The sequence below is a fragment of the Nitrobacter sp. MLSD-S21 genome (assembly GCF_058809865.1).
The window spans coordinates 86,050-112,861 of sequence record NZ_JBXASZ010000002.1 but is presented as its reverse complement, the minus strand read 5'-3'; the positions used below and the strand labels follow the sequence as shown (position 1 = coordinate 112,861).

24 protein-coding genes and 2 pseudogenes are annotated in these 26,812 nt (G+C 60.3%); 13 read left to right on the top strand and 13 right to left on the bottom strand.

The window, feature by feature from the left end:
- Positions 1–51: 51 nt before the first annotated feature.
- Both AC1RT6_RS06265 and AC1RT6_RS06260 read left to right on the top strand, forming a co-directional pair.
- Positions 52–1,152 (top strand): DNA topoisomerase IB, encoded by a 1,101-nt coding sequence (locus tag AC1RT6_RS06265; protein WP_472791371.1) that lies wholly within the window; start codon positions 52–54, stop codon positions 1,150–1,152.
- A gap of 273 nt (positions 1,153–1,425) precedes the next feature.
- Positions 1,426–1,824, top strand: a pseudogene (locus tag AC1RT6_RS06260) (VOC family protein); the annotation flags it as partial.
- A gap of 618 nt (positions 1,825–2,442) precedes the next feature.
- Here AC1RT6_RS06260 and AC1RT6_RS06255 read toward each other — a convergent pair.
- The 3 genes and pseudogenes from AC1RT6_RS06255 to AC1RT6_RS06245 all read right to left on the bottom strand — a co-directional run bounded on the left by AC1RT6_RS06255 (position 2,443) and on the right by AC1RT6_RS06245 (position 3,520).
- Positions 2,443–2,636: pseudogene (locus AC1RT6_RS06255) on the bottom strand (DUF2171 domain-containing protein).
- A 409-nt stretch (positions 2,637–3,045) separates the two neighbouring features.
- The gene (locus AC1RT6_RS06250; protein ID WP_079447956.1) at positions 3,046–3,231 is read right to left on the bottom strand and encodes a hypothetical protein; all 186 of its coding nucleotides are present in this window, start codon (positions 3,229–3,231) and stop codon (positions 3,046–3,048) included.
- Positions 3,232–3,241: 10 nt separating this feature from the next.
- A complete protein-coding gene (locus tag AC1RT6_RS06245; RefSeq protein WP_472791372.1) occupies positions 3,242–3,520 on the bottom strand; it encodes a hypothetical protein in 279 nt (92 codons plus the stop codon).
- Between the two features lie 381 nt (positions 3,521–3,901).
- Here AC1RT6_RS06245 and AC1RT6_RS06240 point away from each other — a divergent pair, with 381 nt between their 5' ends.
- From AC1RT6_RS06240 to AC1RT6_RS06230, 3 genes are all read left to right on the top strand, one after another.
- Positions 3,902–4,255 (top strand): PRC-barrel domain-containing protein, encoded by a 354-nt coding sequence (locus tag AC1RT6_RS06240; RefSeq protein ID WP_079447955.1) that lies wholly within the window; start codon positions 3,902–3,904, stop codon positions 4,253–4,255.
- Between the two features lie 81 nt (positions 4,256–4,336).
- A complete protein-coding gene (locus tag AC1RT6_RS06235; protein ID WP_472791373.1) occupies positions 4,337–4,705 on the top strand; it encodes a hypothetical protein in 369 nt (122 codons plus the stop codon).
- Positions 4,706–5,018: 313 nt separating this feature from the next.
- Positions 5,019–5,243, top strand: coding sequence for a hypothetical protein (locus AC1RT6_RS06230; RefSeq protein WP_079447952.1), 225 nt, complete (start codon positions 5,019–5,021; stop codon positions 5,241–5,243).
- Positions 5,244–6,150: 907 nt separating this feature from the next.
- Here the strand turns inward: AC1RT6_RS06230 and AC1RT6_RS06225 are convergent.
- Both AC1RT6_RS06225 and AC1RT6_RS06220 read right to left on the bottom strand, forming a co-directional pair.
- Positions 6,151–6,294, bottom strand: coding sequence for a hypothetical protein (locus AC1RT6_RS06225; protein WP_158081551.1), 144 nt, complete (start codon positions 6,292–6,294; stop codon positions 6,151–6,153).
- 409 nt (positions 6,295–6,703) lie between these two features.
- Positions 6,704–8,770, bottom strand: coding sequence for a catalase (locus AC1RT6_RS06220; protein ID WP_079447950.1), 2,067 nt, complete (start codon positions 8,768–8,770; stop codon positions 6,704–6,706).
- 366 nt (positions 8,771–9,136) lie between these two features.
- Here AC1RT6_RS06220 and AC1RT6_RS06215 point away from each other — a divergent pair, with 366 nt between their 5' ends.
- From AC1RT6_RS06215 to AC1RT6_RS06205, 3 genes are all read left to right on the top strand, one after another.
- Entirely contained in the window at positions 9,137–9,370 is a 234-nt protein-coding gene (locus AC1RT6_RS06215; protein WP_079447949.1) for a DUF6894 family protein, read from the top strand.
- Positions 9,371–9,479: 109 nt separating this feature from the next.
- Entirely contained in the window at positions 9,480–9,617 is a 138-nt protein-coding gene (locus AC1RT6_RS06210; RefSeq protein ID WP_210189129.1) for a hypothetical protein, read from the top strand.
- 1,220 nt (positions 9,618–10,837) lie between these two features.
- Positions 10,838–11,362 (top strand): DUF1269 domain-containing protein, encoded by a 525-nt coding sequence (locus tag AC1RT6_RS06205; RefSeq protein ID WP_079447948.1) that lies wholly within the window; start codon positions 10,838–10,840, stop codon positions 11,360–11,362.
- A 21-nt stretch (positions 11,363–11,383) separates the two neighbouring features.
- Here the strand turns inward: AC1RT6_RS06205 and AC1RT6_RS06200 are convergent, their stop codons facing one another.
- The 7 genes from AC1RT6_RS06200 to AC1RT6_RS06170 all read right to left on the bottom strand — a co-directional run bounded on the left by AC1RT6_RS06200 (position 11,384) and on the right by AC1RT6_RS06170 (position 15,870).
- Complete coding sequence (locus AC1RT6_RS06200) at positions 11,384–11,530, bottom strand: hypothetical protein (RefSeq protein ID WP_201789033.1); 147 nt, start codon at positions 11,528–11,530, stop codon at positions 11,384–11,386.
- 243 nt (positions 11,531–11,773) lie between these two features.
- Positions 11,774–13,522, bottom strand: coding sequence for a complex I subunit 5 family protein (locus AC1RT6_RS06195; protein ID WP_472791374.1), 1,749 nt, complete (start codon positions 13,520–13,522; stop codon positions 11,774–11,776).
- 4 nt (positions 13,523–13,526) lie between these two features.
- The gene (locus AC1RT6_RS06190) at positions 13,527–13,892 is read right to left on the bottom strand and encodes an NADH-quinone oxidoreductase subunit K (RefSeq protein ID WP_079447946.1); all 366 of its coding nucleotides are present in this window, start codon (positions 13,890–13,892) and stop codon (positions 13,527–13,529) included.
- On the bottom strand, positions 13,889–14,833 hold the full coding sequence (locus tag AC1RT6_RS06185) for an MnhB domain-containing protein (RefSeq protein WP_079447945.1): 945 nt from the start codon (positions 14,831–14,833) through the stop codon (positions 13,889–13,891). Before AC1RT6_RS06185 ends, AC1RT6_RS06190 begins: the two co-directional genes overlap by 4 nt.
- Entirely contained in the window at positions 14,830–15,123 is a 294-nt protein-coding gene (locus tag AC1RT6_RS06180) for a monovalent cation/H(+) antiporter subunit G (protein WP_079447944.1), read from the bottom strand. Before AC1RT6_RS06180 ends, AC1RT6_RS06185 begins: the two co-directional genes overlap by 4 nt.
- Positions 15,120–15,410 carry an MrpF/PhaF family protein gene (locus AC1RT6_RS06175; protein ID WP_079447943.1) on the bottom strand — a complete coding sequence of 97 codons (291 nt, stop codon included), beginning with the start codon at positions 15,408–15,410 and terminating at the stop codon, positions 15,120–15,122. Before AC1RT6_RS06175 ends, AC1RT6_RS06180 begins: the two co-directional genes overlap by 4 nt.
- Positions 15,403–15,870, bottom strand: a complete 468-nt coding sequence (locus tag AC1RT6_RS06170; RefSeq protein ID WP_079447942.1) for a Na+/H+ antiporter subunit E — start codon at positions 15,868–15,870, stop codon at positions 15,403–15,405. The genes AC1RT6_RS06175 and AC1RT6_RS06170 overlap by 8 nt, the downstream gene beginning before the upstream one ends.
- Positions 15,871–16,328: 458 nt before the next feature.
- On the opposite strand from AC1RT6_RS06170, the gene AC1RT6_RS06165 reads away from it, so the two are divergent.
- The 3 genes from AC1RT6_RS06165 (at position 16,329) to ppk2 (ending at position 21,443) form a co-directional block, all read left to right on the top strand.
- On the top strand, positions 16,329–17,396 hold the full coding sequence (locus AC1RT6_RS06165) for an efflux RND transporter periplasmic adaptor subunit (RefSeq protein WP_472791506.1): 1,068 nt from the start codon (positions 16,329–16,331) through the stop codon (positions 17,394–17,396).
- On the top strand, positions 17,393–20,464 hold the full coding sequence (locus AC1RT6_RS06160) for an efflux RND transporter permease subunit (RefSeq protein WP_079447941.1): 3,072 nt from the start codon (positions 17,393–17,395) through the stop codon (positions 20,462–20,464). Before AC1RT6_RS06165 ends, AC1RT6_RS06160 begins: the two co-directional genes overlap by 4 nt.
- A 118-nt stretch (positions 20,465–20,582) precedes the next feature.
- The gene (gene ppk2 / locus AC1RT6_RS06155) at positions 20,583–21,443 is read left to right on the top strand and encodes a polyphosphate kinase 2 (RefSeq protein WP_079447940.1); all 861 of its coding nucleotides are present in this window, start codon (positions 20,583–20,585) and stop codon (positions 21,441–21,443) included.
- 66 nt (positions 21,444–21,509) lie between these two features.
- Here the strand turns inward: ppk2 and AC1RT6_RS06150 are convergent, their stop codons facing one another.
- Entirely contained in the window at positions 21,510–21,803 is a 294-nt protein-coding gene (locus AC1RT6_RS06150) for a hypothetical protein (RefSeq protein ID WP_079447939.1), read from the bottom strand.
- A 2-nt stretch (positions 21,804–21,805) separates the two neighbouring features.
- Between AC1RT6_RS06150 and AC1RT6_RS06145 the strand changes: the two genes are divergently transcribed.
- Both AC1RT6_RS06145 and AC1RT6_RS06140 read left to right on the top strand, forming a co-directional pair.
- A complete protein-coding gene (locus AC1RT6_RS06145) occupies positions 21,806–23,458 on the top strand; it encodes a Na/Pi cotransporter family protein (protein ID WP_079447938.1) in 1,653 nt (550 codons plus the stop codon).
- A gap of 90 nt (positions 23,459–23,548) precedes the next feature.
- Positions 23,549–26,245, top strand: coding sequence for a cation-transporting P-type ATPase (locus AC1RT6_RS06140; RefSeq protein WP_201789031.1), 2,697 nt, complete (start codon positions 23,549–23,551; stop codon positions 26,243–26,245).
- Positions 26,246–26,812 lie beyond the last annotated feature (567 nt).

The window sequence follows — 26,812 nt, the reverse complement described above, 5'->3', positions numbered from 1 at the left end:
AACTTTGACTACCGCGTCAAGTTTCTGCTGTAGGCAACTAAGGGGAAAACCTTGTTCGCAGCCGCGGCCGAGCAGGCGATCGTCGATCCTAAGGATGCAGCGGAGTCGGCCGGGCTGAGATATGTCTCAGACGGTAAGCCCGGCATACGACGGCGGAGATCGGGCAAAGGATTCTGCTACACTCGTGCTGACGGCTCCAGGCTCGCAGAGGCAAATGCACTCAGTCGCATCAAGTCGCTCGCAATTCCGCCGGCTTGGACTGACGTGTGGATTTGTCCGTTTGCGTATGGGCATATTCAAGCGACGGGCCGCGACGCGAAAGGCAGAAAGCAGTATCGCTACCACCCGCGTTTCCGTGAGGTGCGCGAGAGCACCAAATTCGAGCACGTGGTGGCGTTCGCTGAGGCTCTGCCTGGGATTCGAGCCCAGATACGCGAGCACATGGCATGTCGGGGACTCCGGCGAGAGAAAATTCTTGCTACGGTCGTATACCTTCTCGAAACCACTCTTATCCGCGTCGGGAACGATGACTATGTGAAGCAAAACAATAGCTATGGTCTAACCACGCTGAAGACCCGCCACGCGACGGTGGAGGGCAACGAAGTCCGCTTCCGATTTATCGGTAAGAGTGGCAAGCAGTGGTCGCTGCGCGTGAGAAACCGGCGCATCGCAAAAATCATCAGGGCCTGCCAGGAGCTTCCTGGCCAAGAGTTATTGCAGTACCTGGATGAAGATGGGAAGCCGCAAGACGTGACCTCAGGCGACGTCAACGAGTATCTGAAGGAGATCACCGGACGGAACATCACAGCAAAGGATTTTCGGACTTGGGCTGGTACCGTCCTTGCAGCCATGGCCTTGAATGAGGTGAAGGCCTTCGACAGTGCGGCCCAGGCCAAGCGCAACCTTCGCTCCGCAATTGAGAACGTGGCGGCGCGCTTGGGCAACACCCCGACCATCTGTCGCAAATGTTACGTGCACCCCGAGGTGCTGACATCATATCTCGACGGTAACCTCGTGCTTGAAATCAAAAAGGCGGTCGAGAATGAGTTGCGGGACGGGTTGGACGGCCTCAATCCGGAGGAGGCAGCGGTTCTAGCTATGTTACGGGGGCGGTTAACCCGAGAACTCTCCGGCAATGTGAACGCTGCCTAGCTATATGGTGAGATGCTCGCCACACGCCGAGCTTCTCTTTAGGGCGAGAAATAGCTTGTGGACGCGAGACGCTCAATGCGGCGCGGCGGGAAGGTTAAAGGTTCCTCAGAACAGCCGAGAGAGGCAGCTCCGGATATAGCACGGATCGTGCATCTGTCTCGGCCCGAGCATCCGAACCATGTCTGGTCTCATCACTTCGTTGTAGGCGGGGAAGCCGCCGGACCCACGCCGCAAATGTTCGAGGCGGATAACTATCGCGATAGTTTCTGAAGGCTGCTCGGTTTCGAATTGATGCAGCGTTATGGCGACCAGGCCGCGTTCGTTTCCGCCGGCGGGTACCATCACCACATTGGACTAAACACGTGGGAGAGCAAGGGTGGCTCTCCGCCAGCGCCCGGCACAACGGGGCTATTTCACACCGCGATTGTGTATCCGACACGCGCTGCGCTTGCCGAAGCGTTGCGCCGGGTGCGCGAAGCGGGCATTCACCTCGATGCTGCCAGCGATCACGGCGTCAGCGAGGCGCTGTACTTGCGGGACCCCGATCAGAATGGCGTGGAACTGTATTGGGATCGGCCAGCGGAGGAATGGCCGCGCGATGCAGACGGCGGCCTTGCCATGTTCACGCGCCAGCTCGATCTCGACGATCTTCTTCGTCATCGGGAAATTTAAGCGGTACGAGGTGATCTGTCCGCTAGGACGGCGCCTTCGCGGATCGCCGAGATCCAAAGCCACGTCAACAGGCGCAATTAGGCATCTGACGACGGCTGACTTTGCAAGAATGATCGAAGTTCATCGTCAGGGCAATTACGCAACTAGTGCAGAAATCCAAACAGCCAAAGCAGAAGTATGATTGGGAGCGGAATACCGAGTAACCAAAGAAGAGCGCCCTTACCCATTATTATATCCTCCGGCTTTTCCGAGCCGTGAAGTAACAACGAGCGTTCGTGTTGGTTCCTTCAAAATCTGTTCGGACTTGCGGGAAAAACGGCAAGACTTTTCGGGTTCTTCCCAGGCGGAATGTAAGTGCCCGCGCGGCGAAGTTTTTTGTAACGCAATCCGAGTAACTTAATGCTTTAGAGCAACCCGACGCGGACGAGGAGGCGCTATGCATGGACGCCTCCCCCGGTGATGGCAGTGTTCCAGTGTTGAAAGCATGACCAACCGCTCCAGCGGGAGAACATCGAAGTCGCGGGCAGGCGCGAGCTTATCGAATCCTGACGACCCTGCTGCGCAGGGCAGCTTGAAAGGGGTGGGTTATATCCACCCCTTGTACTCACTATTTATGCACTAACGTGGCGCATCCATCGACAGCTTCACTGTATTACCATCAACTGAAGCCACCGGTTGCTTGTCGATATAGTGATGTTGACCATCGGAGCCCTTGGTCGGTTTGATACGGTTGCCCTCGACACCGTCAACGGTTCCGACGTGGGGCCGCCGTCCTTGCCGACGACTGTCATGTGTTCTTTGATTTCATTCATGGCGTTCTCCTTAGGCGGAGCTAACGCCCATAATCGGCGAACGTTGTGTCAACTTGTCGCAATACTAGAAAGGGCTAGGAGCGCGCACGGCGCACCATGGCGCATAGAGTCTAACCTCGTCTATGCTGTACGGTCGATTGCTTATATGTGAGAAGATTAAGGTTCATCTCAAATAGGTATCGACGGCTGCGTCCCACCGGAGAGCCGTCAGCGGCGCGCGGCCTTTCTGAGCAGGAGGCCGCTGGCTAGCGGTAACGTTCACAGCCAGATGAGGCCAAGAAGCTGTAGGCAAGAGGCGTGCAGTGTGGAAGTGACCAGGCACATGAAGAAGGCTCCAAAATAACGACTTCTGGAGCCGAGCATACCAAGAATTTTTGAGAGCAATCTCAGTCGTTCGTTTTGAGGTTCTTTAAGCGCTCGTATCGCGCCTTGCTTCCTCAATGCTCGTCTCGAGCGTTGCGATCATCGCTCTGTAGTCTTCTGCGAGTTTGGCGAATGCCTTGCGTTTATGCAGATCCGTCGCGAGCCTGCTGATGAGAGCGCAATCCTCCGCGTCGTCTTTCAACTTTTGGAGCCTGTTCAGAAGGTCTTTCATGGAGCGGACCTCAACGGACCTTTGGTGTTGGCGACGGATCGAAGCAACGTGTTCGCTCGGATGCGCTGACCGCGCCCGCCTCGTCGATAATTTTCAATATCTGATCATGAACCGGCCGCCGTTTTCGAGGCAGTTCCTCGGCGAGCACGTTCTCATTGTCCAATTCATGCCGTAGTCTTCGGAGGATTGCTAATTGATGTGCGAGTTGTTGCTTCTGGGAAGAGATTTGTGCGAGCGAAAGCTCAAGGAAGGCTGTTCTGGCTTGATCAGTCCACACGATGGAATTCACGTCATATTCCCCAAGGCTTTTCGTACCACTGAGCAGTATCGCAGCGGACCGTTTTGCGGCGATCTAGGTCTTCGGCGGTATCCTGCGCGGTACTATTCCCCGCCTGCTGGCTGTCCCGGTGACTCAGGCTGCTTGGCCGCGTCCTTCTGTTCTTGCATCCCGGACTGTTGTACGCGCTTTAGATCCTTGGGCTGTTCTTGCCCCTTCTCGTCGCGAATGATGCCGTGATCTTTGCTATGTGCCATGCCAGACAACCTGCTAATCGCCTGGACGTTCCTGAGACGCGTTTTGTTTCAGCATCGCAGCTAGTCGTCTGCCCGTGCCTGGAACAATCGAGATGCCCCTCGGTTTCCCTTCCTAACCTAACAAGGGAGGGGTTGCATGGCTGTTGAAGAAAGAGAGACCGGCACATTGATCGGTAGCGACAAGGTCGAGGGTACCGCTGTCTACGGCCCCGACGACCAGAAGATCGGCTCGATTGAGCGCGTCATGATTGAAAAGACGAGCGGCCGCGTGTCGTATGCAGTTCTCGGTTTTGGTGGCTTCCTCGGCATAGGCAACGACCATTATCCGCTTCCCTGGCACAGCTTGAAGTATGACACCACGCTTGGCGGCTATCGGACCGGAATTACGGTGGATAAGCTCAACGGCGCACCAAAGTATGCAGACGAGAACAACTGGAACTGGTCGGATCCAAATCGCCCTAAAGCGGTCGACGATTATTATTCCTTGTAAGCGGGGGTTCCGGCGTTACGCGCGGCGGAATATCGCCCGCGTACGCCGACCGCGCTCCACGGCTAATTCGGAAGGATCAAAATGATTGTCTGGAAAGCGACCGTTGCTTTAGCGCTTATCGCAATATGTGCGTCTGTCGAATCCGCTGCGGCTCAAACTCCTGATCCAGAGCTGGATTTATGCCGATCCACCGGATTAGCCGCCCTTCGGCAGCTAAACCCGGCCATTAAAGACGTCTCACTCGACGTCGAGGGCATGACGGTCGCAAAGGCAAATACGAAAATTGAGGACACGCCGCTCAAGACGGTCGTCATCGGTGACGCTTATCTGGAAAAAGGGAAGCAAGATACAAGGCGCACCTTCCGCGCCGCCGCGCTCACTTTGGATTTTTCTTTCCTCGGCTTCTTTGCTTCGCGGTTCCCGCGTTGCTCACGTTTAGCCATAGCTTAGTCCTCCGGACCGGATGGGCCATAGATTAAGACTAGCACGGCAGGGATACGGCCGCAGTGGCATTCGGTATCAGTAAACTGAATATGAGCATCCCACTGCGAACCAACTACCCGACGTCCTGAGTGGCGATTGCTATAGCATGCGGCTGCAAAGAGCGCGGAGACGCCATCTTGCGCGGGGTTACCTCTGTCGCCAAGGGCGATCTCAATCAGACTGCCGCGGAACTGAAATTCATAGTCAAGTCTGCGACCAGGGATGCGGCGGTCGCGCTCCGACAAAAGACCGCACGGATCAAATCGAGGTTGATACGCTGATGACTGAAGGTGTGTCGATATGCCTCGTCGCTGAGGTGCGCGCGACGATCCTTGTTCAGCGCAGCATCGTGTCGTCTGGCGTGACGCAGGTTGCCGAGCGCGATCGCAACATGAAGACCGACGTCAAGTTCGTAGCTGAGCAGCTCCGCGATAACGAGGAGCTCGAGCGCCGCGCCAGATTCAAGGCAGCCCTAACCGCGGCGATGATGTCAACCACTGATTAACTAAATTTTCTCTGGAGGAAACTGCGACAGTTTTGGGACGTTATTTTTGATGACTCGGCGATGAGAGCCGAGCCTGACCGCATGCGTTCAACGTTCGGCGTCCTCAAGAGCGAAGTCTGAGCGAAAATAGGATCTTAACATGTCGACAAAAAATAGAGCCCCCAGGCCGACCCAAACGACCAATTACAGGACAAGAACAAGCGGGAGGATCCGAACCAAAAGCAAGCCGGGAGAAGAGGACATAAGACCAAGAATGGAAGATATGCGGCCTGAAGGATCGCAGTTGCATATACCGACGCCGCTCCCGCAGCAGCCTCAGCCAGTCGTAGCTGTCGAACAGCTTCTGCGGGCTTATGGCTGCGCGGCTAATGTGTGCAGCGACGAGCACGGGCAAGTGATTGCTACGGCCGCCAACCCGAGAATGCAGCCGGAGGTAGATAGGAGATTGCAAGAGGTGCTAAGAATGAAGGTCAATACCGAGAACCCTCAAAAGGGCCGGCGCTGACAAAAGTTGGCGCCCGCGTGTGGCGGGCGAGGCTGCTACGAAGCGCGGGTCGAAATGGAAATAGACGCGCGGCGTGATTTTTCCACCTCTAACGCCGCAACCGCGTTTAAATGATCTGAATTGTCAGATGGTCAATGTAGCGACGCTGGCCCAAGATTTCGAGTGATCTTGATCGTTGGCAAGGACTCTATGGTCGATTTAGCTTTTGGGACAGGACCATTTCTCTTGGCATTTCAGCGAGGGTGGCCTTTTTAATTCGCTGTTCCATGCCGTTCCATAGTGGGATCTTGAAAACAGAGATCCTGCCCAATGGTTCCTGAGTACGTTTGGAACACAGGAACGTCTCGGCATCCCGGCCTCACGCTCGTGGCCTCCACCATCGACGGCAGCTGATTACTGTCGTTAAGTCGCCCCCTTCAGCTCGGCAACGTCCGCGCCGGACCGCATGGCGCGGCCGGTCAGCGCCGCGCCGACGACGAACTCCAGCGCTCGCTGGCCGGTTGCGTCAACGAACGCCGGAAAGTGGTGCCGCTCACCGTCGACCAAGACCGTGGCTGCCGACGCGATGTTCGCGCCCCAACGCGATCACGTCCAGGCGGCCGCCGCTATGTAGTGCGAGCATTCGCTCAATCGAGAGGTGGGGAACGGTCGCATATTCGTCGACGAACACTGGCTTCAGGTAGCGGTTGAACCGCTGCAGCGACTCGTCGCCGAGGTGCGGGAACCGCCCAACGCCAGCTGCGGATAGAAAGTTCGGCCGTCTATCATGTCGGGATCGATACCGAGGCGCACTAAGCGCGCGCGCGGCTGCGCCTCAAAGATCGTCACCCTTGCCGGTGCGGTCGTCTCATCGACAAATGCGCACAGCGTATAGATCGTCGTGGGCCCGCACCGACAAACGCGACGGTCCGCACCACCTCGTCCCAAGCGTTGGCGATGCCATCTGTCGGGCGGCTCAAGCCAACGTCCGAAGCGTCGGCTCGCGATCGTAGAAGCGTCGCGCCGCCGCTTTGACGAAGGCGCTGTCCAGCCCGGTAACCCCTTCGTCCGTCCCGACGCCAGCCTTGTCGAGCAGGGGCTGCGCGCCGTCGCTGGCGCCGATCGCCTTCAGGTGCGCGAAGGCGTTCATCGCGAACTCGACCGCCGCACCCTCCTTGAGCAACGCCTGACAGCCCTCGTCCGACAGGATGATCGCGACCGCGTCGAAGATTTGGCTCGGCGAACCGGCGAGCTGGCCATCGGCCTTGCGGATCTTGCCATCCGACAGCGTTGCGCCACCAATCTTGGGCGCGATTATTACGGCCTTGCCCTTCGCCCTTGTTACGGCCGCGACAACAGCGTCGAGTTGACCCGCGTCGGTGCCGTCAGCGATCAGGATACCGACCGCGCGTCCCTCCAGCGTATCCTTCATGTTCTTGTGGATCGAGAGCGCATCGGACGATGCCATGTCGACCGGCTCCCGCGCCGCCTTGGCCTTCGTCGGCAGCTCGATCCCGAGCCCCTCCGCAACGCGCCTAGCGAGGTCCTCATCGACGTTGCGCAGGTTCGCGACCATGCGCCGTGGCACGTCTAGCAGGCCGACCTTCGATAACTCGAAAACGAACGACGAAGCGATGTGTGCCTGCTCGTGCTCGTCCTGCGAGCGGTAGAACAGCCGCGCCTGGCTGTAGTGGTCTGCGAAGCTCTCCGAGCGCGCGCGCTGCTTGTCGCCGGTCTCATCCGGGCCGGAGGTGAGGTTGGCCGTCGCAAAGCCGCTCGGCGTCTCTCGGGGACCACCGTCCTCGCCATGCTCGGCAAGGCTGTTAGGCTCATAGTTCGCGCGGCCCTTGGGCACTAGCGTCTGCATCTTCCCGTCGCGCTGCATGTTGGCGAACGGGCAGCGCGGCGCATTGATCGGGATCTGGTGGAAGTTGGTCGTACCCAACCGCGAGTTCTGGGTGTCCATGTAGCTGAACAGCCGGCCCTGCAGCAGCGGATCGTTCGAGAAGTCGATGCCCGGTGGGATGTTACTCGGCAGGAAGGCCACCTGCTCAGTCTCGGCGAAGAAGTTATCGACGTTCCGATTCAGGGTCAGCGTGCCGATCAGCCGGACCGGCACGTCCTCCTCTGGGATCAACTTGGTCGCGTCGAGCACATCATAAGGCTGCGCATCCGCGAAGGCCTGGTCGAAGACCTGGATGCCAAGGTCCCACTTTGGAAAAGTGCCGGTGTCGATCGCCTCGAATAGGTCGCGGCGCTGATAATCATTGTCGGCTGATTGGAGCTTTAGTGCCTCGTCCCAGATCGTCGATTGCAGCCCAAGCCGCGGTTTCCAATGGAACTTGACGAAGCTCGCCTTGCCGGACGCGTTGACCAGCTTAAATGTGTGGACGCCAAACCCTTCCATCATCCGGAACGAGCGCGGCAGCGTCCGGTCAGACATCGCCCACATCAGCATGTGGGTGGTCTCGGGCATAAGCGACGCCCAGTCCCAAAAAGTGTCGTGCGCGCTGCCAGCCTGCGGATAGGCGCGGTCGGCCTCCATTTTCACAGCGTGGACGAGGTCGGGGAACTTGATGGCGTCCTGGATGAAGAAGACCGGGATGTTGTTGCCGACGAGGTCCCAGTTTCCCTCGCGCGTGTAGAACTTCACCGCAAAGCCGCGCACGTCACGTGGTGTGTCAACCGAGCCCGCCCCGCCAGCGACGGTCGAGAAGCGCACGAACACCTCGGTCTTCTCCCCCTTCGTAAACACCGCTGCCTTGGATAGGTCGGAGATATCATCCGTCGCCTCGAACACGCCATGCGCGCCGGAGCCGCGGGCGTGCACGATTCGCTCCGGAATGCGCTCGTGGTCAAAGTGGAAGATCTTTTCCCGAAGCACGAAATCCTCAAGTAGCGTGGGGCCGCGCGCGCCGCTCTTGAGGCTGTTTTGGTTGTCGCTGATCGGCACGCCGTGGTTGGTCGTCATCGCGTCGGATCCGCCACTCGCCACTTGGTGGGTTTCGCCACCTTTGCCGATGCCTACGTCACGCTTGCTCATCCTCGCTCCTTCAATCGACCGGTTCACATCAGCCATGCCACATAGCTACACGAATTTACGCATCAAGTTCGGGTAGCTGCAAAGGCAGCACTATCTTAAGTCCTTTCCCCCGAAAACGATCCGTTCTGCTTTGCGCGCTCCTCGTACATCTCAACCATCATTCGGATCGCAGCGACCGCCAACCGTCATAGCCGGTTTCCAGGTTATTCCTTCGACAAGGTGTAGTGAGAGGCTCTGGGCGATACCTTCCTTGCAGCACGACTTTGCGATGCTGTCCTCACCGCGAAAGTGAGTTTCACAAACGAAGTCTGGAACACTGACGGCTTTTCGGACTTGAAAAGTTGAGCGAGAGAGAGGAGGTTCAGGATGCCGTTATTTCACTTTAACGCTAGAACAGGCGATAAGCTGCTGGCGGATGATGAAGGCGAGCAACTTCCGGACCGAGAATCTGCCCGAAGCGTTGCAGAATCCTCCGCACGGGAGGCTTTGCTCGAGGCCGTGAAGTTTGGCGGAAAGCCTCCTGACGATATCCAGGTTACCGACGCTGAGGGAAAAGTAATCGTCACCGTTGATGTCGACGAGGTCATTAAGCGGGAATGATTTGGCGCTTACGGGTTGTCTGCCATCAGGAACCGCCGATGCCTCGCTGTTATTTTGATGTGCGAGAGAGAGTCTCAACCGGCCAACGGGTCGTTCTTCTAAATAATAGATGAGATGTGGGCTCGCCGCCTTCGTACTTGGCGACAAGGGATTGGGGACGCTTCAGCCGGCGCGCCAGCTCATGTCGGGTCAGGCCGGCCTGCTTGCGGGCAGCCACCATCAGGGCGCAGAAGGCGGCCTGATCTGAGGAGTGGACGGTTTTGCCGATCCCGCGGGCGGAAATGGTCATCGCCCGGGCAAGCTGATCCCGAGACGGGATTATCCCAAAAAAGGATAATACTAACTCTGACCTGCTGTTCTGATGGGGCTACCTCGTTTTGGAGTGGATACAGGCGCGCAGCGAAGCAATTGCTGTGGCCATGTTCACACGAGCCACGGAGGTACATATGCAGCTCAATCAACGCATCTGGCGCTATCGACCTAAAATGAAGCTCCAGCCAAAGCGCGCCTCCGGGATGGAGCGCAGGCTGTCGCAAGTGTGAGCGAAACCACAAATCATCGCTCGTTCTTGCGTCGAGTGCATTTCCGTGATGAAAATTAAGTTCGGGTATGGAGGATGTTCACCATGCTTTCGAAGCTAGTTAACGTTGCCGCGGGCGCCGCCACCTGTTTTGTGGCCGCATGGCCGATCAATGCATCTGCAGATATCTTTATTACGACTGCCAGCATCAGGCGAGGAGATTTGACGATTGAGGGTCGGATCCGGCGTACGGACGACTCAACCGTCGAAATCAAGATTAACCCAACCAGGACGGTGAAAGTTAAGAGTACGGCTACCGGTGGGTTCAGATGGACCGGCCAGGAGTTTCCTGCAACCTGCGTCGTCAAGGTCACCTCCGGATCCCACAGCCGTGACGTGGTGATACAAAACTGCGGACCTGCCGGGCCTCCAGGACCACCCGGGCCGCCAGGACCACCCGGAGCATCCGAGCCAAAACGGGACTAATTGTTCAGTCCCGAACTGGGTAAGCTGAATCAAGCAGTCCCGGTTTGCCTGGGCGACCCAAGACGATGAAGCGGCGATGCGGTCGTTGGCGACAGCTGTCTTCATGCGCCGCTCGATCAGCCTGTGGTGTATCGTGAGACTGGCCGATGCTCTCAGCAATGAGCGCGGCAGGTCGCGTCGTAACGTTTACGGGGTTATTGCCGCATAAGAGGCAGAGGTGGATCGGTTAATTTCGAGAAGCTGTCGCTTGTGCAAGTTGAGTCAAAGGCGGCGCGCGGTTTCCGAGGCGTGAGCTATTGCAATCCATGACGAAAAGCGCTGATGGCGAAGCAGCCCATTTATCTCACCATACGTAACGGACGGACATGATTCCCTGCTTGTCATTTTTCTACCCTGCGAGGTACGCTACCTGAATGCTTTGAGATTGGAGACGTTCGGTTCTACTGCTTGGAGGAATTGCTATGGCTGAATTCCTGGTAGTCGGTTTTGATAAGGAAGATGATGCCGATCGGGTTCTAACTGAGCTAAACCGTTTGCAAAGCGAATACCTGATCGATCTGGAAGATGCTGTCATCGCCATTCGCGACCCCGAGGGCAAGGTCAGGATCAAGCAAAGCGTCAGCCTGACGAGCTATGGCGCGGCCACGGGCGGGTTGCGCGGCGCGATGTGGGGCACCCTGATCGGCCTTCTATTTCTCAATCCACTGGCTGGCTTTGCGCTCGGCGGAGCCGTTGGCGCTGGCTCCGGCGCGCTGGCCGGCAATATGATAGATTACGGAATCAATGACGATCTCATCAAATCGATCGGCGAGACGCTCAAACCGGGCACCTCCGCGCTCTTTCTACTGATCCGTAAAGCTCAGCCAGAAAAAATTCTCGCTCGGCTGTCGGACTTCAAGGGTCACGTGATCCGCTCCTCGTTGTCGTCAGAGCAGGAAGAGAAGCTAAAAGATGCCCTGTCGAATGCTGCTCAGCCTGTAGCGTGACTTCATCTTAGCCGTCGGAGATCATTTGGATTCCCAACGTTGTGCCGGTTCGATGACGAATACCATCTCAGGATCGACATCACCAAATCTGTCATCACAAGCGCGGAATCCGATCAGAGTAATAGCAGGCGGCGTCGCCGAGCTGAGCGTCGCAGACAGTTCCTTCATGAGGCATCGTTGATGCCGAAGTCCGTCAACGCGCCGGACGCGGCGCCGATGATCGGGTTGAGGAGGAGCACGCCGACCAAAAGTCCCCCGAAACTTTCCGAGACCGCACCCATCGCGGGCGCGATGGCCGAGACTAGTCGAGGGTTCGTTTGCGGGACATCCCAGCTCCGGCGCGGGGATGAACGTTCCTGATCCTCCGATCGGGACGATCCGCGTGTCGTTGGAGATCACGTGTCCGCTTTCTCAAATGGCCGCGAGCATCAACGCGCCAAACATCAGCGCCAGCAGGAGAAGGGAGATGCTTGCCGCAGGCCATTGGCAAAGAGTCTCGTTGCCCTTTTCGACGAGATTGCCGAAGGCAAGGCAGCCGCGTCGGAATGGACCGACAACTGTCGCGAGGGTGTTCCGGGCGGTCGACGACCCGAGTGCATGCGGCCAGGGGCTGAGGAGGATCGCCAGGATCGCGCCTCCCAGGACAGGGAAAAGCAATTTGGAAAGCGTCCCGAGGCTGGGAAGGTATGATCCTATGTCGTGCGGGATCGGTAGATATGGCCCCCAAGGCACGAGGCCCGACAATAGCGAGCAAAGCGCCAGGACAAGCGGCGCCGCGTCCCGAATGAGCCGCGTGGGGCCAGCCAAGGCGATCGGCTTGTCCGAGGGAGCGAGCGCGTAAGCCAGAACCAGCACGACATAGGCGGCCGTAAACATCCCCCCCGTCTGGAGCCCGATTTCCCACCACCACTGGCCGTTGCCCGCGGCAGACCGGAGTAGTAGATCCTTCGCAAGGGACGCGCCGCTCGGCGGTACGCCCATCAGCGCGATGCCGCTCAGCGCGAAGGTCAGAACACTCAGGGGCAGAGCCCTTGCCGCGCCGCGCAGCCCCATGATGCGATCGTGGCCGAGCGATGCGTAGATCGATCCGACGGCCATGAACATCGCGGCCTTCGCGGTGGCGTGAGAGAAGGCCTGAAGCAGACCGCCAGCCAGGGCGCCACCATTCTGAAAACGGCCGGCGGCATCGAACGCGAGCGGAAACATCAGGAAGAGATACCCGATCTGGGCCAGGGTCGAATAAGCGATCAGGAGCTTGAGGCGTTCCTGCCGCAGCGCCACGACGCTCCCGAACACGATCGCAGCGGCTCCCAGCGCGGCGAGCAACTGTGTGGCGGCGAAGCCAGGCAGGCCAGGCATAACGTTGAACCAGATCCGAACGGCGATGAAGAAAGATCCTTTCACCACTAGGCCGGACAGGATCGCACTGGCGGCTGCCGGCGCGCCGGCGTGGGCAGGCGGCAACCAAAGGTGCAACGGGAATAGCGCGGTCTTGGCCAGAAGACCCGTGGTCATTAACGCGGCTGCGACGAGCAAGATCGGCTCTGCGCTGACGCGACGCGATAACAGCACGATATCGAGCGTGCCGTAGAGACCATAGATGAGTGCCGTGCCCATCAAGTAGAGAACCGAGCCTAGCAACGCGAAGAGCAGATACCGCATCGCGGCGCGCAGCGTCTCGGCGCGGCCGTCGAGTGAAACCAGCGGCACCGCGGCGAATGTCAACAGTTCCAGGGCAACGTAGAGTGTGAAGAGGTCTCCAGCCAGGAAGATCGTGTTCAGCGCCGCCCAGATCGCCAGCAGCAAGATCCAGAACGCGAATGGCGTGCGGGCTTGGGTCGAAGCTGGTGAGAAATCGGGAGCAGCAAAGACAGCGACCCCTGAGATTACGACTGCGGTCGCAGCGAGCATCACTGCCGACAATCCGTCCGCACGCAGCGCTACTCCGAGTGGCGGCGGCCAGGCGCCGAGCAGATAAACGAGGGGGCCGTTGCTCTGCGGAAGCGCGAAGAGGATTGCCATTGCAATCGCCGACGCGAGCGGGACAATCCCGCAGGCGACCAGCTTGACGTAGCGGTCGCCCAAAACGAAGGCCAGCAAGACGCCTGCGATCGGGACGATGATCGACAGCACCAGCAGGAAACCGCTCGTGGTCGTCATGGCGTCAAGCGCAGGGGCGGGAGGCAGCATCAGCCACCGGACGGGTCGGAGCCTCGCCCGGCGAGGCGCCAATGCGTAACGTCGTGGAGCCTGTTGTTTGGAACAACCGCAGCAGCAGCGCGATCGCCAAAGCGGTTGCGGAAAACGCGACGACGACGCCCGTGATCACCAGGGCCTGCGGTACCGGGTCGCTGCCGATGCTCGCTGCAGCACCCCGTCGTCCAACGATGCCGAACAGAAGGAATACGCCGCTGCCGAGCAGATTGAAGGCGATGATCTTGCGAAGTGGCTGCGGATTGGTGATCAGGCCATAGAGCCCAAGTCCGACCGCGGCTGCGGCACACAATCCGAACACGGTCACTGCGCTCATGGCTTCGCATTCCGTTCCGGCGCGCCAGCAAGCAGCAGGCCGAGGGTTGCTGCGATCGTCAGGATCATCGCGACCTCGATTCCAAGGATTAGTGGCTTGGCCATCGACGGCGGATAAGAAAGGAATGCGGTGCCGAACCAGAGTCCCCCAAGGCCGACGACCAGGAACAGGCTTGGCCCGGCAATAAGGATGAACCGTAGCCATCGGCGGCTTACAGGTGGCGTGTCGATTAGCCCGGCCATGATGACCAGCAGCCACATGGACGCGAGAATCGCGCCACCCTGGAAAGCTCCGCCGGGATGGTTGGCGCCGGTCCAGAAGATATGGATTCCGACGACAATGCCGACCGGCGGCAACAGGCGCGCGAGAAACGCGAGGATGCCACGCGGATCCGCCTGGTGACGCGGCCCAGGATGGCCTCCCCAGGCGATGTCAGGTGCAAGCGACCAGACGCCGATGATGGCCAGTAAGAGCACGACTTTCTCGAGCATGGTATCCATGGCGCGAAACGCCATCAGCACGTTGGTGACAGGGTTGGTCAGACTCGTCGCCCAGGAATTAGCTAGAGCGGCTGGCGCAAGCGTTGGAGCGGGATCGGGTAGGAGCAGGATCGCTCCGGCCAGCGCAGCGGCCGTGAGCCCCGATAACACAGCCGCGCTCACGCGCAGCAGTTTGCCCGGCGCTTCCCCCGCCACCAGGTCGGCATTCCGCAACCGGGCGGCCGCGCCCAACAGCAATACGCCGCCGAGCCCTCCGCCGATCGCGGCCTCAGTCAGCGCCACGTCGACGGCTTCAAGCCGTACCCAGATCAGTGCGACCAGCAGTCCGTAAGTGACGAAACCCACCGTCGCCGAAAAGGTCTCGCGCACGGCGATGGTCCAGATGCCGAGGCCCAGCACCACCGCGGCGAGCAGGATCTCGAAGATGGTCGTGATGCTCATCTGTGCGATTCGCCTTGGCGCGCAGCGCGCGCGATCAGCTGCGAGACCGTCGCACCCGCGAGCAGCACGAGTAACCAGATGCTGACCAGTTTCAACCCGTCGCGAACACTCCCTGCCTGCGGTAGCAACCCGAGCACAACGAGGCCAAGGCCGAGATTATCCGCTTTGGTAAGCGCGTGGAGACGCGTCAGCGTATCGGGAAAGCGAAGCAGGCCGATTGTGCCGGCCAAAAAGAAGAACGCGCCCGCCGTCACCGCCGCCACCGTCATCATGTCGAGTACGACGCTCATTCATCCTCCGTCGATGCGGCGCCATCGGCTTCGAGGCGGGAGAGCCCCTTCTTAACGAACGCGATGGATGCGAAGGTGGCGAGAAGCGCCAAGGTCAGCGCTACGTCGATTGCCGCCGGTACGGCGGTGATGGTGCCGAGCAGCAGCAACGTTGCAATACCTCCGGTCCCGATCAGTTGCGTCGCCATCATGCGGTCAGCATCTCCCGGCCCGCGCAGAATCGACACCAGCCCGAGCGCCAGCAAGGCCAGAATGAAGCCGACCGCGGCAGTCAGGAACTCAGTCATTGTAGAGCGCTCGAACCAAGGCCGCTTCCTCCGCAGCAAGCTCTGCGGCCACGGGCTGTTCAACGTCGAGGCAGTGATAGATGAGCTGTCCGTCCTCATCTCCGGCCGGAACCGTGCCGGGCAGCAGGCTGGTAAGCGTTGTAAATACGTTGCGGCGCATGCCACGCGGCAGGCTGGTTGGATAGCCGATAAATCCCGGGCGCAGGGGCAGCCGGGGATCGAGGGCGCGCCTTGCCACGTCCGCTCCGGCCACGATGGAATGGTACAGGAAGAGCACTGCCAGTTGGAAGATGGCGCCAAGCGAGCGCCGCGATGTGCCGGGCTCGAGCAGTCGCAAGCTCGTCCAGGTCGCGGCGGTGACCGCGACGATCGCGGCAGGAATGTCTGCAGGATCAGCTCCCGCAAGCACGAGCCAGAGGCAGAGGAACCATGCCGCTCGGAAAGCCGCGTGTAACCCCATGCGTCTTCAGCTCCATTTCCGGCGTCTCGGTGATCGCGTCGACCCAGTGGTCTCAGCACTCGGCGTCAAAGTTACGTCGAGTGACCTCGCGACCTTAACATCAGCCTGGGTCAATATCCCATCTGGACCTTTGCCCACTATGCGCCATCGATTGGAAGGAGGAATATCAGGTGATTGCCTGATCAAGCCTCAGGAATTTCCTAGACCCTGGTGCCTTGCGGGTGCGCGTCAGCGTCCGATGACCTGCGTCCCGCGGCTGACCACGATTGCATCCGGTGCCATCGGTAGATTTACCAATGGGCGAGGTCGTTCATTTCGGGAAGACTACCGGCAAACTGCCGCGGAAAGTACCGCGGATGCCGTCGGGCCTCGGGAGACCGCATGGCATGTTTCCGGAACCGGAAGGGCTCATCATGGTTACGTGCGGCGCTCGAACGATCCCCTACCAAATCCCGACGATGGCACTCGTGGTAGCAACATGTGCGTTGACGCTGGGAGCCTGCGGGAGAGAAGAGGCTAAGAATGACACACCCGCTCCGCGAATAGTGCGCACGTCGACCGTGGAAAAGCGCAAGGTCACGACACCCCTGACGTTTTCCGGACGGATCGAAGCTGAGGATGAAGTGAACATTGCATTCCGAATCTCCGGGCGGCTGCTGAACAACGAAACCAAGATTGGCGACAGGGTCAAAGCAGGCCAGGTGCTGGCGCGATTGGAGCCGCAGAACGAGCTGAATGGGCTCCGTCAGGCCCAGGCAGCTCTTGCTGCGGCCCAGGGGCAATTGACGCAGGCGCGCAATCACTTCAACCGTCAGGAGACGCTCCTGGCGCAGGGCTGGACAACGCGTGCCAATTTCGATGTTGCGACCCAGGCGCAGCAAACCGCGCAATCGCAGGTTGACGCGGCGGAAGCGCAACTAAGTGCCGCGCATGATCTCGTTAGCTTCACCGAACTGACGGCCGATGCGCCCGGCGTGATAACCGCAACCGGCCCGGGGGCTGGCGAGGTGGTCCAGGTCGGGCAGATGATTGCGAGGATCGCGCGGCAAGACGGCCGCGATGCGGTCTTCGACGTCCCCTCTCAATTGGTCAGGTCGGCATCCGCCGATCCGGAGGTCGAAGTCAGCCTGGCTGATGATCCGACAATAAACGCGAAAGGGCGCATTCGGGAGATCGCCGCGCAGGCCAACGCCATGACGCGGACCTTCGAGGTCAGGGTCGGTCTAACTGACCCCCCGCCGGCGATGCGGCTGGGCGCGACGGTCGTCGGGCGGGTGAGCACGAGTGCGGGGCCGATGATCGATATTCCATCGTCCGCCCTGACCCGGATGAACCAGCGCCCCGCAGTATGGATCGTCGATCCGGCTACCAATACCGTCGCGGTGCGCAACGTGGACGTGCTTCGGTTCGATGAAGCTCAAGTGGTCATTTCTCAGGGGCTTGATACCGGTGAGATCGTCGTCACCGCCGGCGTCCAGGCGCTTCATCCGGGTCAGAAGGTCCGCGTTCTCGGGTCAGAGCAATGAACAGAATCAATCTTTCTGATTGGGCGCTGAAGCACCGCTCGCTGGTCGTCTACATGATGATCATCGCGGTGGTTGCCGGTGCGCTGTCCTATTTCAAGCTGGGCCGCAACGAGGATCCCGCCTTCATCATCAAGACCATGGTCGTCCAGGCCGCCTGGCCCGGCGCATCCGTGGAAGACACCATGAAGCAGGTGACAGAGCGTCTCGAACGTCGCCTGCAGGAGACACCGCATCTCGACTTCCTGCGAAGCTTCACGAGAGCGGGGATCTCGACCGTCTTCGTGAATCTGAACGGGAGCGCAAACGCGAAAGAGGTTGCCGACACCTGGTACCACGTGCGCAAGTCGATCGGTGACATGCGTCATACGCTACCCGCCGGTGTGATCGGGCCCGGGTTCAATGACGAATTTGGCGATACATTCGGCATCATCTACGGCTTTACCAGCGACGGATTTTCCCAGCGTGAGCTGCGCGACCAGGTCGAGGATATCCGCTCAAAGCTGCTTCTCGTGCCTGACGTATCGAAGATCGAGCTCTTGGGCGAGCAGGACGAGGTGATCTTCGTCGAATTCTCTACCAAAGAGCTTGCGGCCCTCGGAGTCGATCGGTCCGCCCTCATTGCGGCGCTCCAGTCGCAAAACATCGTGCGTCCGGCGGGAACGATCGAGACGAGTGCGGAAAGCATCTCGATTCGTGTGTCGGGCAGCTTCCAGTCCGAACATGACATAGCCGACATCAACTTCTCCGCGGGCGGGCGCATGCTTCGCTTGAGCGATATTGCGCGGGTGCGGCGCGGATACACCGACCCGCCCCATCCGATGTTTCGGGTCAACGGCAAGTCGGCAATAGGGCTCGCAATCGCCATGCGAGATGGCGGGGATGTCCTTGCGCTTGGTGCCAACGTCACAAAGGCAATGGCGCAGATCACTGCAGAGCTCCCGATCGGAATCGAGCCAAACCTGGTCGCGGACCAGCCCGTTGTGGTCGACCACGCCATCCGCGAGTTCATGGTCTCGCTGATTCAGGCGATCGCCATCATTATGGTGGTGAGCTTCATCAGCCTCGGCGTGCGACCGGGCTTGATCATCGCGCTCGCCATACCGTTCACGCTGGCGATCGTGTTTCCGATCATGGGCCTGCTCAGCATCGACATGCAGCGAATATCGCTTGGCGCGCTGATCATCGCGCTTGCATTGCTGGTCGACGATGCGATGACGACGACCGACGCGACGCTCACCAAACTGGCGGAGGGCGCCAGCAAGATCGAGGCGGCAACCTTCGCGTACAGGACCCATGCGATGGCGATGCTCGCGGGCACGCTGGTGACGATCGCGGGCTTCATCCCGGTGGGCTTTGCGGCAAGCTCGGCCGGCGAATACACATTCTCGCTCTTCGCCGTGGTTACGATCGCGCTGCTGGTGTCCTGGTTCGTTGCGGTCATCTTCACGCCACTGCTTGGCGCTGCGATCCTCGTTCCGCCCAAGCAGAGCAGGTCGGCGGATCAGGGCAGGATCTTCGGTATGTACCGGAGCTTCCTGACGTTCGCGATGCGCGCCAAGTGGCTGACGATCGCGATGTCGGTGGCGCTCTTCGTTGCCTCCGTCCTCGCGATGCCATTGATCCCGCGGCAGTTCTTTCCGTCGTCGGATCGTCCGGAACTGCTGGTCGATGTCAGCCTGCCGCAGAACGCTTCGATCTACGCGAGCGAGGCTGCCGCGAAGCGCCTGGATGCCGCGCTTGCGGCCGATCCCGATGTGGCGCGATGGAGCACTTATGTTGGACGCGGCGCCATTCGCTTCTATCTGCCCCTCAACGTCCAGCTCCCGAACGACTTCTTCACGCAGACCGTGGTGATCGCGAAGGACGTTGCCGCACGGGAACGCTTGCATTCCAAGCTCGAAAAGCTGCTGGCGCAGGAATTCCCTAAGGCCATTGCGTTCGTTTCGCCGCTCGAGCTTGGACCACCGGTTGGATGGCCGATCCAGTATCGGGTCAGTGGGCCCGACGTGGAACGGATACGCGAGATTGCGCTCAAGGTTGGACAGATCGTTGCGTCCAGTCCGGACACCAAGCAGATGAATTTCGACTGGATGGAGCCTGATCGGCAGGTGCGGATCCGCGTCGACCAGAACGAAGCGCGTCTTCTCGGTCTCAGCTCGCAGGCGATCGCGACCGTCCTGAACGCAGTCATCACGGGCACACCCATCACCCAGGTCCGCGACGATATCTATTTGGTCAACGTGGTGGCGCGCGCGACCGACGAGCAGAGGGTTTCGCTTGATGGCCTACGCAATCTGCAAGTGGCGTTGCCAGGCGGACAAACCGTTCCTCTCAGCCAGTTTGCTTCCTTTGAATATGACCAGGAGTTCCCACTCATCTGGCGGCGGGACCGCATCCCGACCCTGACGGTCCAGGCTGCGATCGTCGGCGACAAGTTGCCGGAAAGCATCGTCACGTCGTTGTCGCCGGCGATCGAGAACTTCAAGAAGACGCTACCTCAGCCCTACAACGTGGTCGTGGGCGGCACGGTTGAGGAGAGCCAGAAGTCGCAGGCATCCGTGTTAGCCGTGGTGCCCGTGATGCTGTTCGTCATGTTTACGGTCCTCATGGTGCAGCTCCAGAGCTTTCCGAGACTATTCATGGTTCTGAGCGTGGCGCCGCTCGGCCTAATCGGTGTCGTTGCAGCGTTGATGCTGTCCGGCAGGCCACTAGGCTTCGTCGCGATTCTCGGTGTGCTCGCGCTTCTCGGCATGATCAGCAAGAACGCGGTTATTCTAATCGGTCAGATCGACGCCGAACGCACCATGGGCAAGTCGCCGTGGGAGGCAGCGGTTGACGCCAGCAGCTCCCGGTTTCGGCCGATCATGTTGACCGCCGTATCGACCGTGCTTGGCATGATTCCAATCGCGCCGACGGTGTTCTGGGGACCGATGGCATTCGCGATTATGGGCGGCTTGCTGGTTGCAACGGTCCTGACGCTCGTGTTCTTGCCGACGCTTTATGTCGCGTGGTTCGGCGCGCCCGAGAGGACCGACAATCCCGCATCGCGCAAACCGCAGGAAGGATGAGCACCAGCGCGTGCGCCTCGCACTGGAAAGACTCGGTATCCAAACTGTGGACCGCCTGCACGTTGTGATCGCGCAGTCGGTGAGGGATTTGTAGGGAGCAGCCAAGGCGGAGACAGAGATGACCAAGCGTAAGACGAAGAAGGAGGCTTCCGAAAACCCGGTTGCGGCAGAACCGTTGGTGTCGGCGGCGCGACCCGAATCGGCGCAGAAGCTCTCCCGCGATGCGTATGAAAAAACGCTGAAGCTCCTTCAGGGCGAGTTGGTGAAGCTTCAGAATTGGGTGAGGAAGAGCGGCGAGCGCATCGTGGTGGTGTTCGAGGGCCGCGACGCTGCCGGCAAGGGCGGCGTCATCAAGGCGCTGACCGAGCGCGTGAGCCCGCGGACATTTTGCGTAGTAGCTCTGCCCGCGCCGACCGAGCGGGAGAAGAGCGAGATCTATCTCCAGCGTTATATTCGGCATTTCCCCGCAGCCGGCGAGATCACGATCTTTGACCGCAGCTGGTATAATCGGGCGGGTGTCGAGCGGGTGTTGGGCTTCTGCACAGACGAGCAGTATGAGCGCTTTTTGCGCATATGCCCCGCCTGGGAGCGTGACTTCGTTGAATCCGGTTTGCGTCTCGTCAAATATTGGCTGGAGGTCGGCCCGGACGAGCAGACGAAACGCTTCAAGGCACGCGTCACTGATCCGAGAAAGACCTGGAAGCTCAGCCCTATGGATCTCGAATCCCACAGGCGATGGTACGATTATTCGCGCGCCCGCGATGCGATGTTCGCGGCCACCGACACGCCGCAAGCCCGCTGGCATGTGGTGGACGCCGACGACAAGCGCCGTGCGCGGCTCAATATTATCGCGCACTTTCTCAGCCTTATGCCTTACGAGGAGATGGAGCTCGGGAAGGTCAGGCTGCCAAAGCGGCAGAAATCAAATGGATACGACGAGCCCGACCTCAGCCGCATGAAGATCAAGAAGAAATTCTGAAGAGGAGCCTTTGCGAGTCAGTACCATATTTGACCCCTCTTTTTCCCCGGAGACTTCTAGGAGTCATCAGCCATGTCCGGTATCGACGATCTCATCCCGAGTGCGACGCAAATTCGGAAGGAAGCTGCCCTCAAAGAGGCCAAAAAGGCAGTAGGACGCTCGCCGTGCGACCGCCTCGAAGGCTTTGCCCTGGTTCGTGGTGCCCGCCGACAGCAAATGATTTACGCGTCTCGTCGTTGCCACCGCCGTCGAGGTCGTGAACGATCTCAACCTCGAATACCCCAACGTCTCGCCGGAGTAGATGAAGGATTTTGCCGTGGCGCGGATGGAACTCAAGCAACAAAAATAGGCGCGGTCCATCCATGTTGACCGCGATTGCCATTCTTGGGGGTGTCGGACTGTTCCTGCTCGGCATGACTGTCATGACCGATGGATTGAAGGCGCTGGCAGGATCCTCCTTGCGAACCGTGCTTGGCAAAGCGGCGGCTACACCGCTCTCGGGCGCCTTCTGGGGCGGAATCATAACCCTGCTGGTGCAGTCGTCGAGCGCGGTGACCATGACGACGATCGGTCTCGTCAACGCCGGGCTGCTGACCTTCCCGCAAGGGCTTGGCCTGGTGTTCGGCGCCAATGTCGGCACAACCGGCACGGGCTGGCTGGTGGCGCTGATCGGTGTGCGCGTCTCGCTTTCGGCCTACGCGCTGCCGTTGATCTTCGTCGGCGCTCTGACCAAGCTGCTGGCCAGCGGACGGATCGCGTCGGCAGGCAGCGCGCTCGCAGGCTTCGCACTGGTGCTTTATGGACTGACCACACTCCAGCAGGGCATGGGCGGCCTTGCAGAGAGCCTGCACCCGTCCGACCTCCCGGCAGTGATCGGCATGCCGGGGATCAGTTGGGCGGCCGGTTGGGGAGGCCTTTTCATCCTGATCGTTGTCGGCCTCGCCATGACAGCGGTCATGCAGTCCTCCACGGCAGCCATCGCCGTCACCATCGCGGCCTTCTACGCCGGGGCGGTGAGCCTGGAACAGGGCATCGCTCTGATCATCGGGCAGAACATCGGAACGGCGACGAGTTCGGCTATGGCCGCGCTCGGCGCGAGCGTGACGGCCAAACGTCTCGCCCTCGCTTATGTGCTGTTCAAGCTCATCGCGGCACTTATCGCAATCCTCGCCTTCCCACTGACGGTGGCGTTGATGACGCGCTTCAACTCGTCTGTCGATGGGACGACGCTCCTTGCCGCCTACCACACCGCCTACAACGTCGTCGGCGTTGCGGTGCTGCTCCCCGCAACGCAGTGGTTTACGCGCGTCGTGGAACGGCTCTTGCCGTCGAAGGAAACCGCGCTGGAGTGCGCGCTGGATCCGAGCGCGCTCTCCAATCCGGTGATCGCCGTCGAGACCGCCCGGCGCGTCGTGGCGGATATCCTTGGGACAACGGCCGCTTCGGCCGCCTCCAGCGGAACCCCGCAGGGTATCGCGGCGGCGGCCGCCACGCTTGAGCAGGTTCGGGAATTCCTTTCGGGTATGAACGATCCGCCCCAGACGGAAGCCGAGCGGCACCGCATGACGAGCACCTTGCACGCGCTCGAGCACGCCTCGCGGCTTATCGAGATTCTCGGGGACAGCGAGCCCGCAGGGACAGGGCCTAGAGCCTCGCATGATCCGCGCGCGACCGCGCTTTGCAAGCAGGCAATGCGGGCCACGCAGACGATAAGCGCATCCATCACCGCCGAATCCGCTCTCACCGTGCAGGCAGAGCCGATCGGATGGGCGGCGTCGGCCGAGGTCGCCGCAGCTCTTGCCGAGGCCGAAAAGGCGTCGACCGCGCTTGACGCCATGCAGCGCGATCACCGCGCCGCCACCCTCGCCGCCGTGGCGCCGGGCGAACTGACCGCAACCGAAGCCTTCACCCGGATTGACGCCGCGCGCCGGATCGACCGGATCGTACACCACGCCTGGCGCTCGGCGTCACATCTTCTCGGCCGTGCCGGCCCTCGAGCGAAGGCAACGGCCTGAGCCGCGCGAGGCTTCCACACCAGAACACATCGCAACCGGAGAAAAACCAGCATGCACTCAGGCGATGTCACGTTTTTAGGGACAGCATCGATGCCGTGGCACGCGATGCCGGCCGAGGAGGTCGAAAGGCAACTGCATGTCGACCGCGCGCTCGGCCTTGATGCGGCCGAGACAGCCGTGCGGCTGAAGAGCCAAGGGCCGAACCGCCTGCCTCAAGGCAAAAAACAGGGACCGCTGATGCGGCTCCTCGCCCAGTTCAACAACATCCTCATTTATGTCCTGCTCGCAGCGGGCTTCGTGAAGCTCATGCTGAGTCTGTGGCTCGACGCTTCCATCATCTTCGCGGTCGTCATTCTCAATGGGCTTCTGGGTTTCCTGCAGGAGGGACGGGCGGAAAGGGCGCTCGATTCCATCCGCAACATGCTCTCCGCTGAGGCCCGCGTGGTGCGCGCCGGAGAAACCCGCGTGATCCCGGCGGAGGATCTCGTTCCGGGCGATGTCGTGCTTCTGGAATCGGGCGACAGGATTCCGGCGGACATGCGCCTTCTCGACGCCAAGAATCTTCGCACGGAGGAAGCGGCGCTGACGGGCGAATCCGTTCCTGCCGAGAAGGTCACCACACCGGTCGCCGCCAAGGCGACCGTCGGGGATCGCGAGAACATGGCGTTCTCCGGCACCATGGTCGTGTCGGGCCGAGGGACCGGCATCGTCGTGGCGACGGGCGGCGAGACGGAGCTCGGCCGCATCAACCAGATGCTCGCAGACGTGCAGGTGCTCGAAACGCCCCTGCTGCGTCAGATCAAGAAATTCGGCTACGTCATCACCGCAGCTATCGCCGTTGTTGGCGTTCTGCTCTTCGCCTGGGGCCATTGGCTCGGTCATAAGACCTTCGTCGAGCTGTTCCAGGCCGTCGTCGGCATTGCCGTTTCGATGATCCCGGAGGGGCTGCCGGCGCTGATTACTATCACGCTCGCCATTGGCGTACAGCGCATGGCCGAACGCAACGCCATCATCCGTCGTCTTCCGGCGGTCGAAACCCTCGGGTCAGTCTCCCGTATCTGCTCGGACAAGACGGGTACGCTGACGCTGATGGAGATGATGGTGACCTCCGTCATCACGGCAGGCGAAGCCTATGAAGTCACTGGAGATGGCTACGCGCCCGAGGGTGAGGTCAAGGCGAACGGTCAGCCGGTCGGCGACACACCCGAGACGCTGGTGTTGATGGGCCGCGTATCGCTGCTGTGCAACGATGCCGAAATTTTCCAGGACGACGGCAAGTGGAAGGTCGAGGGCGACCCGACCGAGGGCGCGCTCTATCCCTTCGCCGCCAAGCTCGGCATGGACCGTGCGGCGGAAACCGCTGCTGCGCCACGGATCGACGGGATTCCCTTCGAATCCGAACATAAGTTCATGGCCACCTTCAACCGGGGGGCCGGCGGCGAGATGCTGCTCGTGAAGGGCGCGCCGGAGGTGATCCTCGATCACTGCGACCGGCAGCAGACGGCGGACGCTCTGGAGCCCCTCGACCGCGGCCGTTTCATGCGGGAGGGCGATCGGCTTGCCGCGCAGGGCGAGCGCGTGCTGGGGCTCGCCTGGCTGCCTGCCCCGGCCCTGGCCGCAGGCAACCTCAAGGCTGAGGACCTTCCCAGAAATCTAATCCTGCTGGGCCTCGTGGGACTGATGGATCCGCCGCGCAAGGAGGCGATCGACGCCGTCAGGGAATGTCACGGCGGCGGCATACGGGTGACGATGATCACCGGCGACCATAAGATCACCGCGGCAGCCATCGCGAAAATGCTCGGCATCGGCGATGGCACGACCGCCGTTGCTGGCACCGAGATCGAGGCCATGAACGATGCGGCCTTGCAGGAGTGTGTGCGCGACGTGGACGTCTTCGCCCGTGCAAGCCCGGAGCACAAGCTACGGCTTGTGAAGGCGATCCAGGCCAACCGACAGATCGTCGCCATGACCGGTGACGGCGTGAATGATGCTCCGGCGCTCAAGAAGGCAGATATCGGCGTGGCCATGGGCATCAAGGGCACCGAGGTTACGAAGGAAGCGGCTGGGATGATTCTCGCCGACGATAATTTCGCCTCGATCTCGGCGGCAGTGAAGGAGGGTCGCACCGTCTACAACAATATCGAGAAGGCGATGCTTTTCCTGCTGCCGACCAATGTCGCCCAGGGCGCGGTGATCGCGGTCGCGATTCTGTTTGCCTTTACCTTGCCGATCACCGCCCCGCAGGTGCTGTGGGTGAACATGGTCACATCCGTCGCCCTCGGACTCGCCATTTCCTTCGAGCCGCATGAGGCGGACGTGATGTTGCGGACCCCGCGCACAATGGATCGGCCGATTGTCACCGGATTCGGGATATGGCGGATTCTTTTCGTCGGCGCGGCGCTCGTGCTCTATACGCTCGCGGCGTTCTTCTGGATGAAGGCGCAGGGCGCCTCTGATCCGTTGGCGCGCACGGTCGCCGTCAACGCCATCACGATGGGGCAGATCTTTTACCTGCTCAACAGCCGCTATTTGCTCGACTCTTCCCTGTCGGTGCGCGCCCATATGGGCAATCCCTATCTTTGGTACGGAATTGGCGTGGTCGTGGTGCTGCAGCTTCTGTTCACCTATGCGCCGCCGTTTCACGCAATCTTTGACACCGAAGCGCTGCCACAGTCCGCCTGGCTTTGGCTGCTCGCCGGAGGAATCGTCTTTTTCCTCGTGGTGGAGATCGAGAAGTTCATTGTCAGATCCAGTCCCGCGCTAAGAAAAGCCGCGACGTCTCGTTGACGCATCCCGCAGGCACTACCTCGCTCGGCAACTTGACGTCGAGCGAATTCGTAGGACTGTGATTTTTCGTGGAATTAGGGCTCTGACGCATTTCGCTGCGGCCCAGCATCTGCCGGACGAATTTCAAATATATGACTGGTCGTCAGAGGTTGCAGAGACAGTGGAGGGTTTCCTTTTAGCTTGATCGACCTCAGGTCAAGCTTCATCGTGAATCTGCGATTCCGATCATGATGCAGCAATATTCGATCCACAAGACGGGAAAGCAGTATGTCGTGCAGGCCAAAGGTAAAGACCGGCTGGGTCGTTATGTGTCGCCTAAATTTGGTCTGATCCGCCACGTATCGTCCAGCTCGGACAGGTTAGCAATCCCCTTTGTCCCACCCCAAAACCGTCGGCGAATCTCCGCGCCGACGGTTTTTGCTTTGGCTGCTAACGCCACAAAACACACAACGCTGCGCGGCAGAATATGCTCGACGGCGGCGTTGGCTGATACGCACCGGGCCCTGAAATCCCCAGCGCTAATGAGACGATCGAACCCGTGAAAAGGTTCAAGGCCACACACGCAAG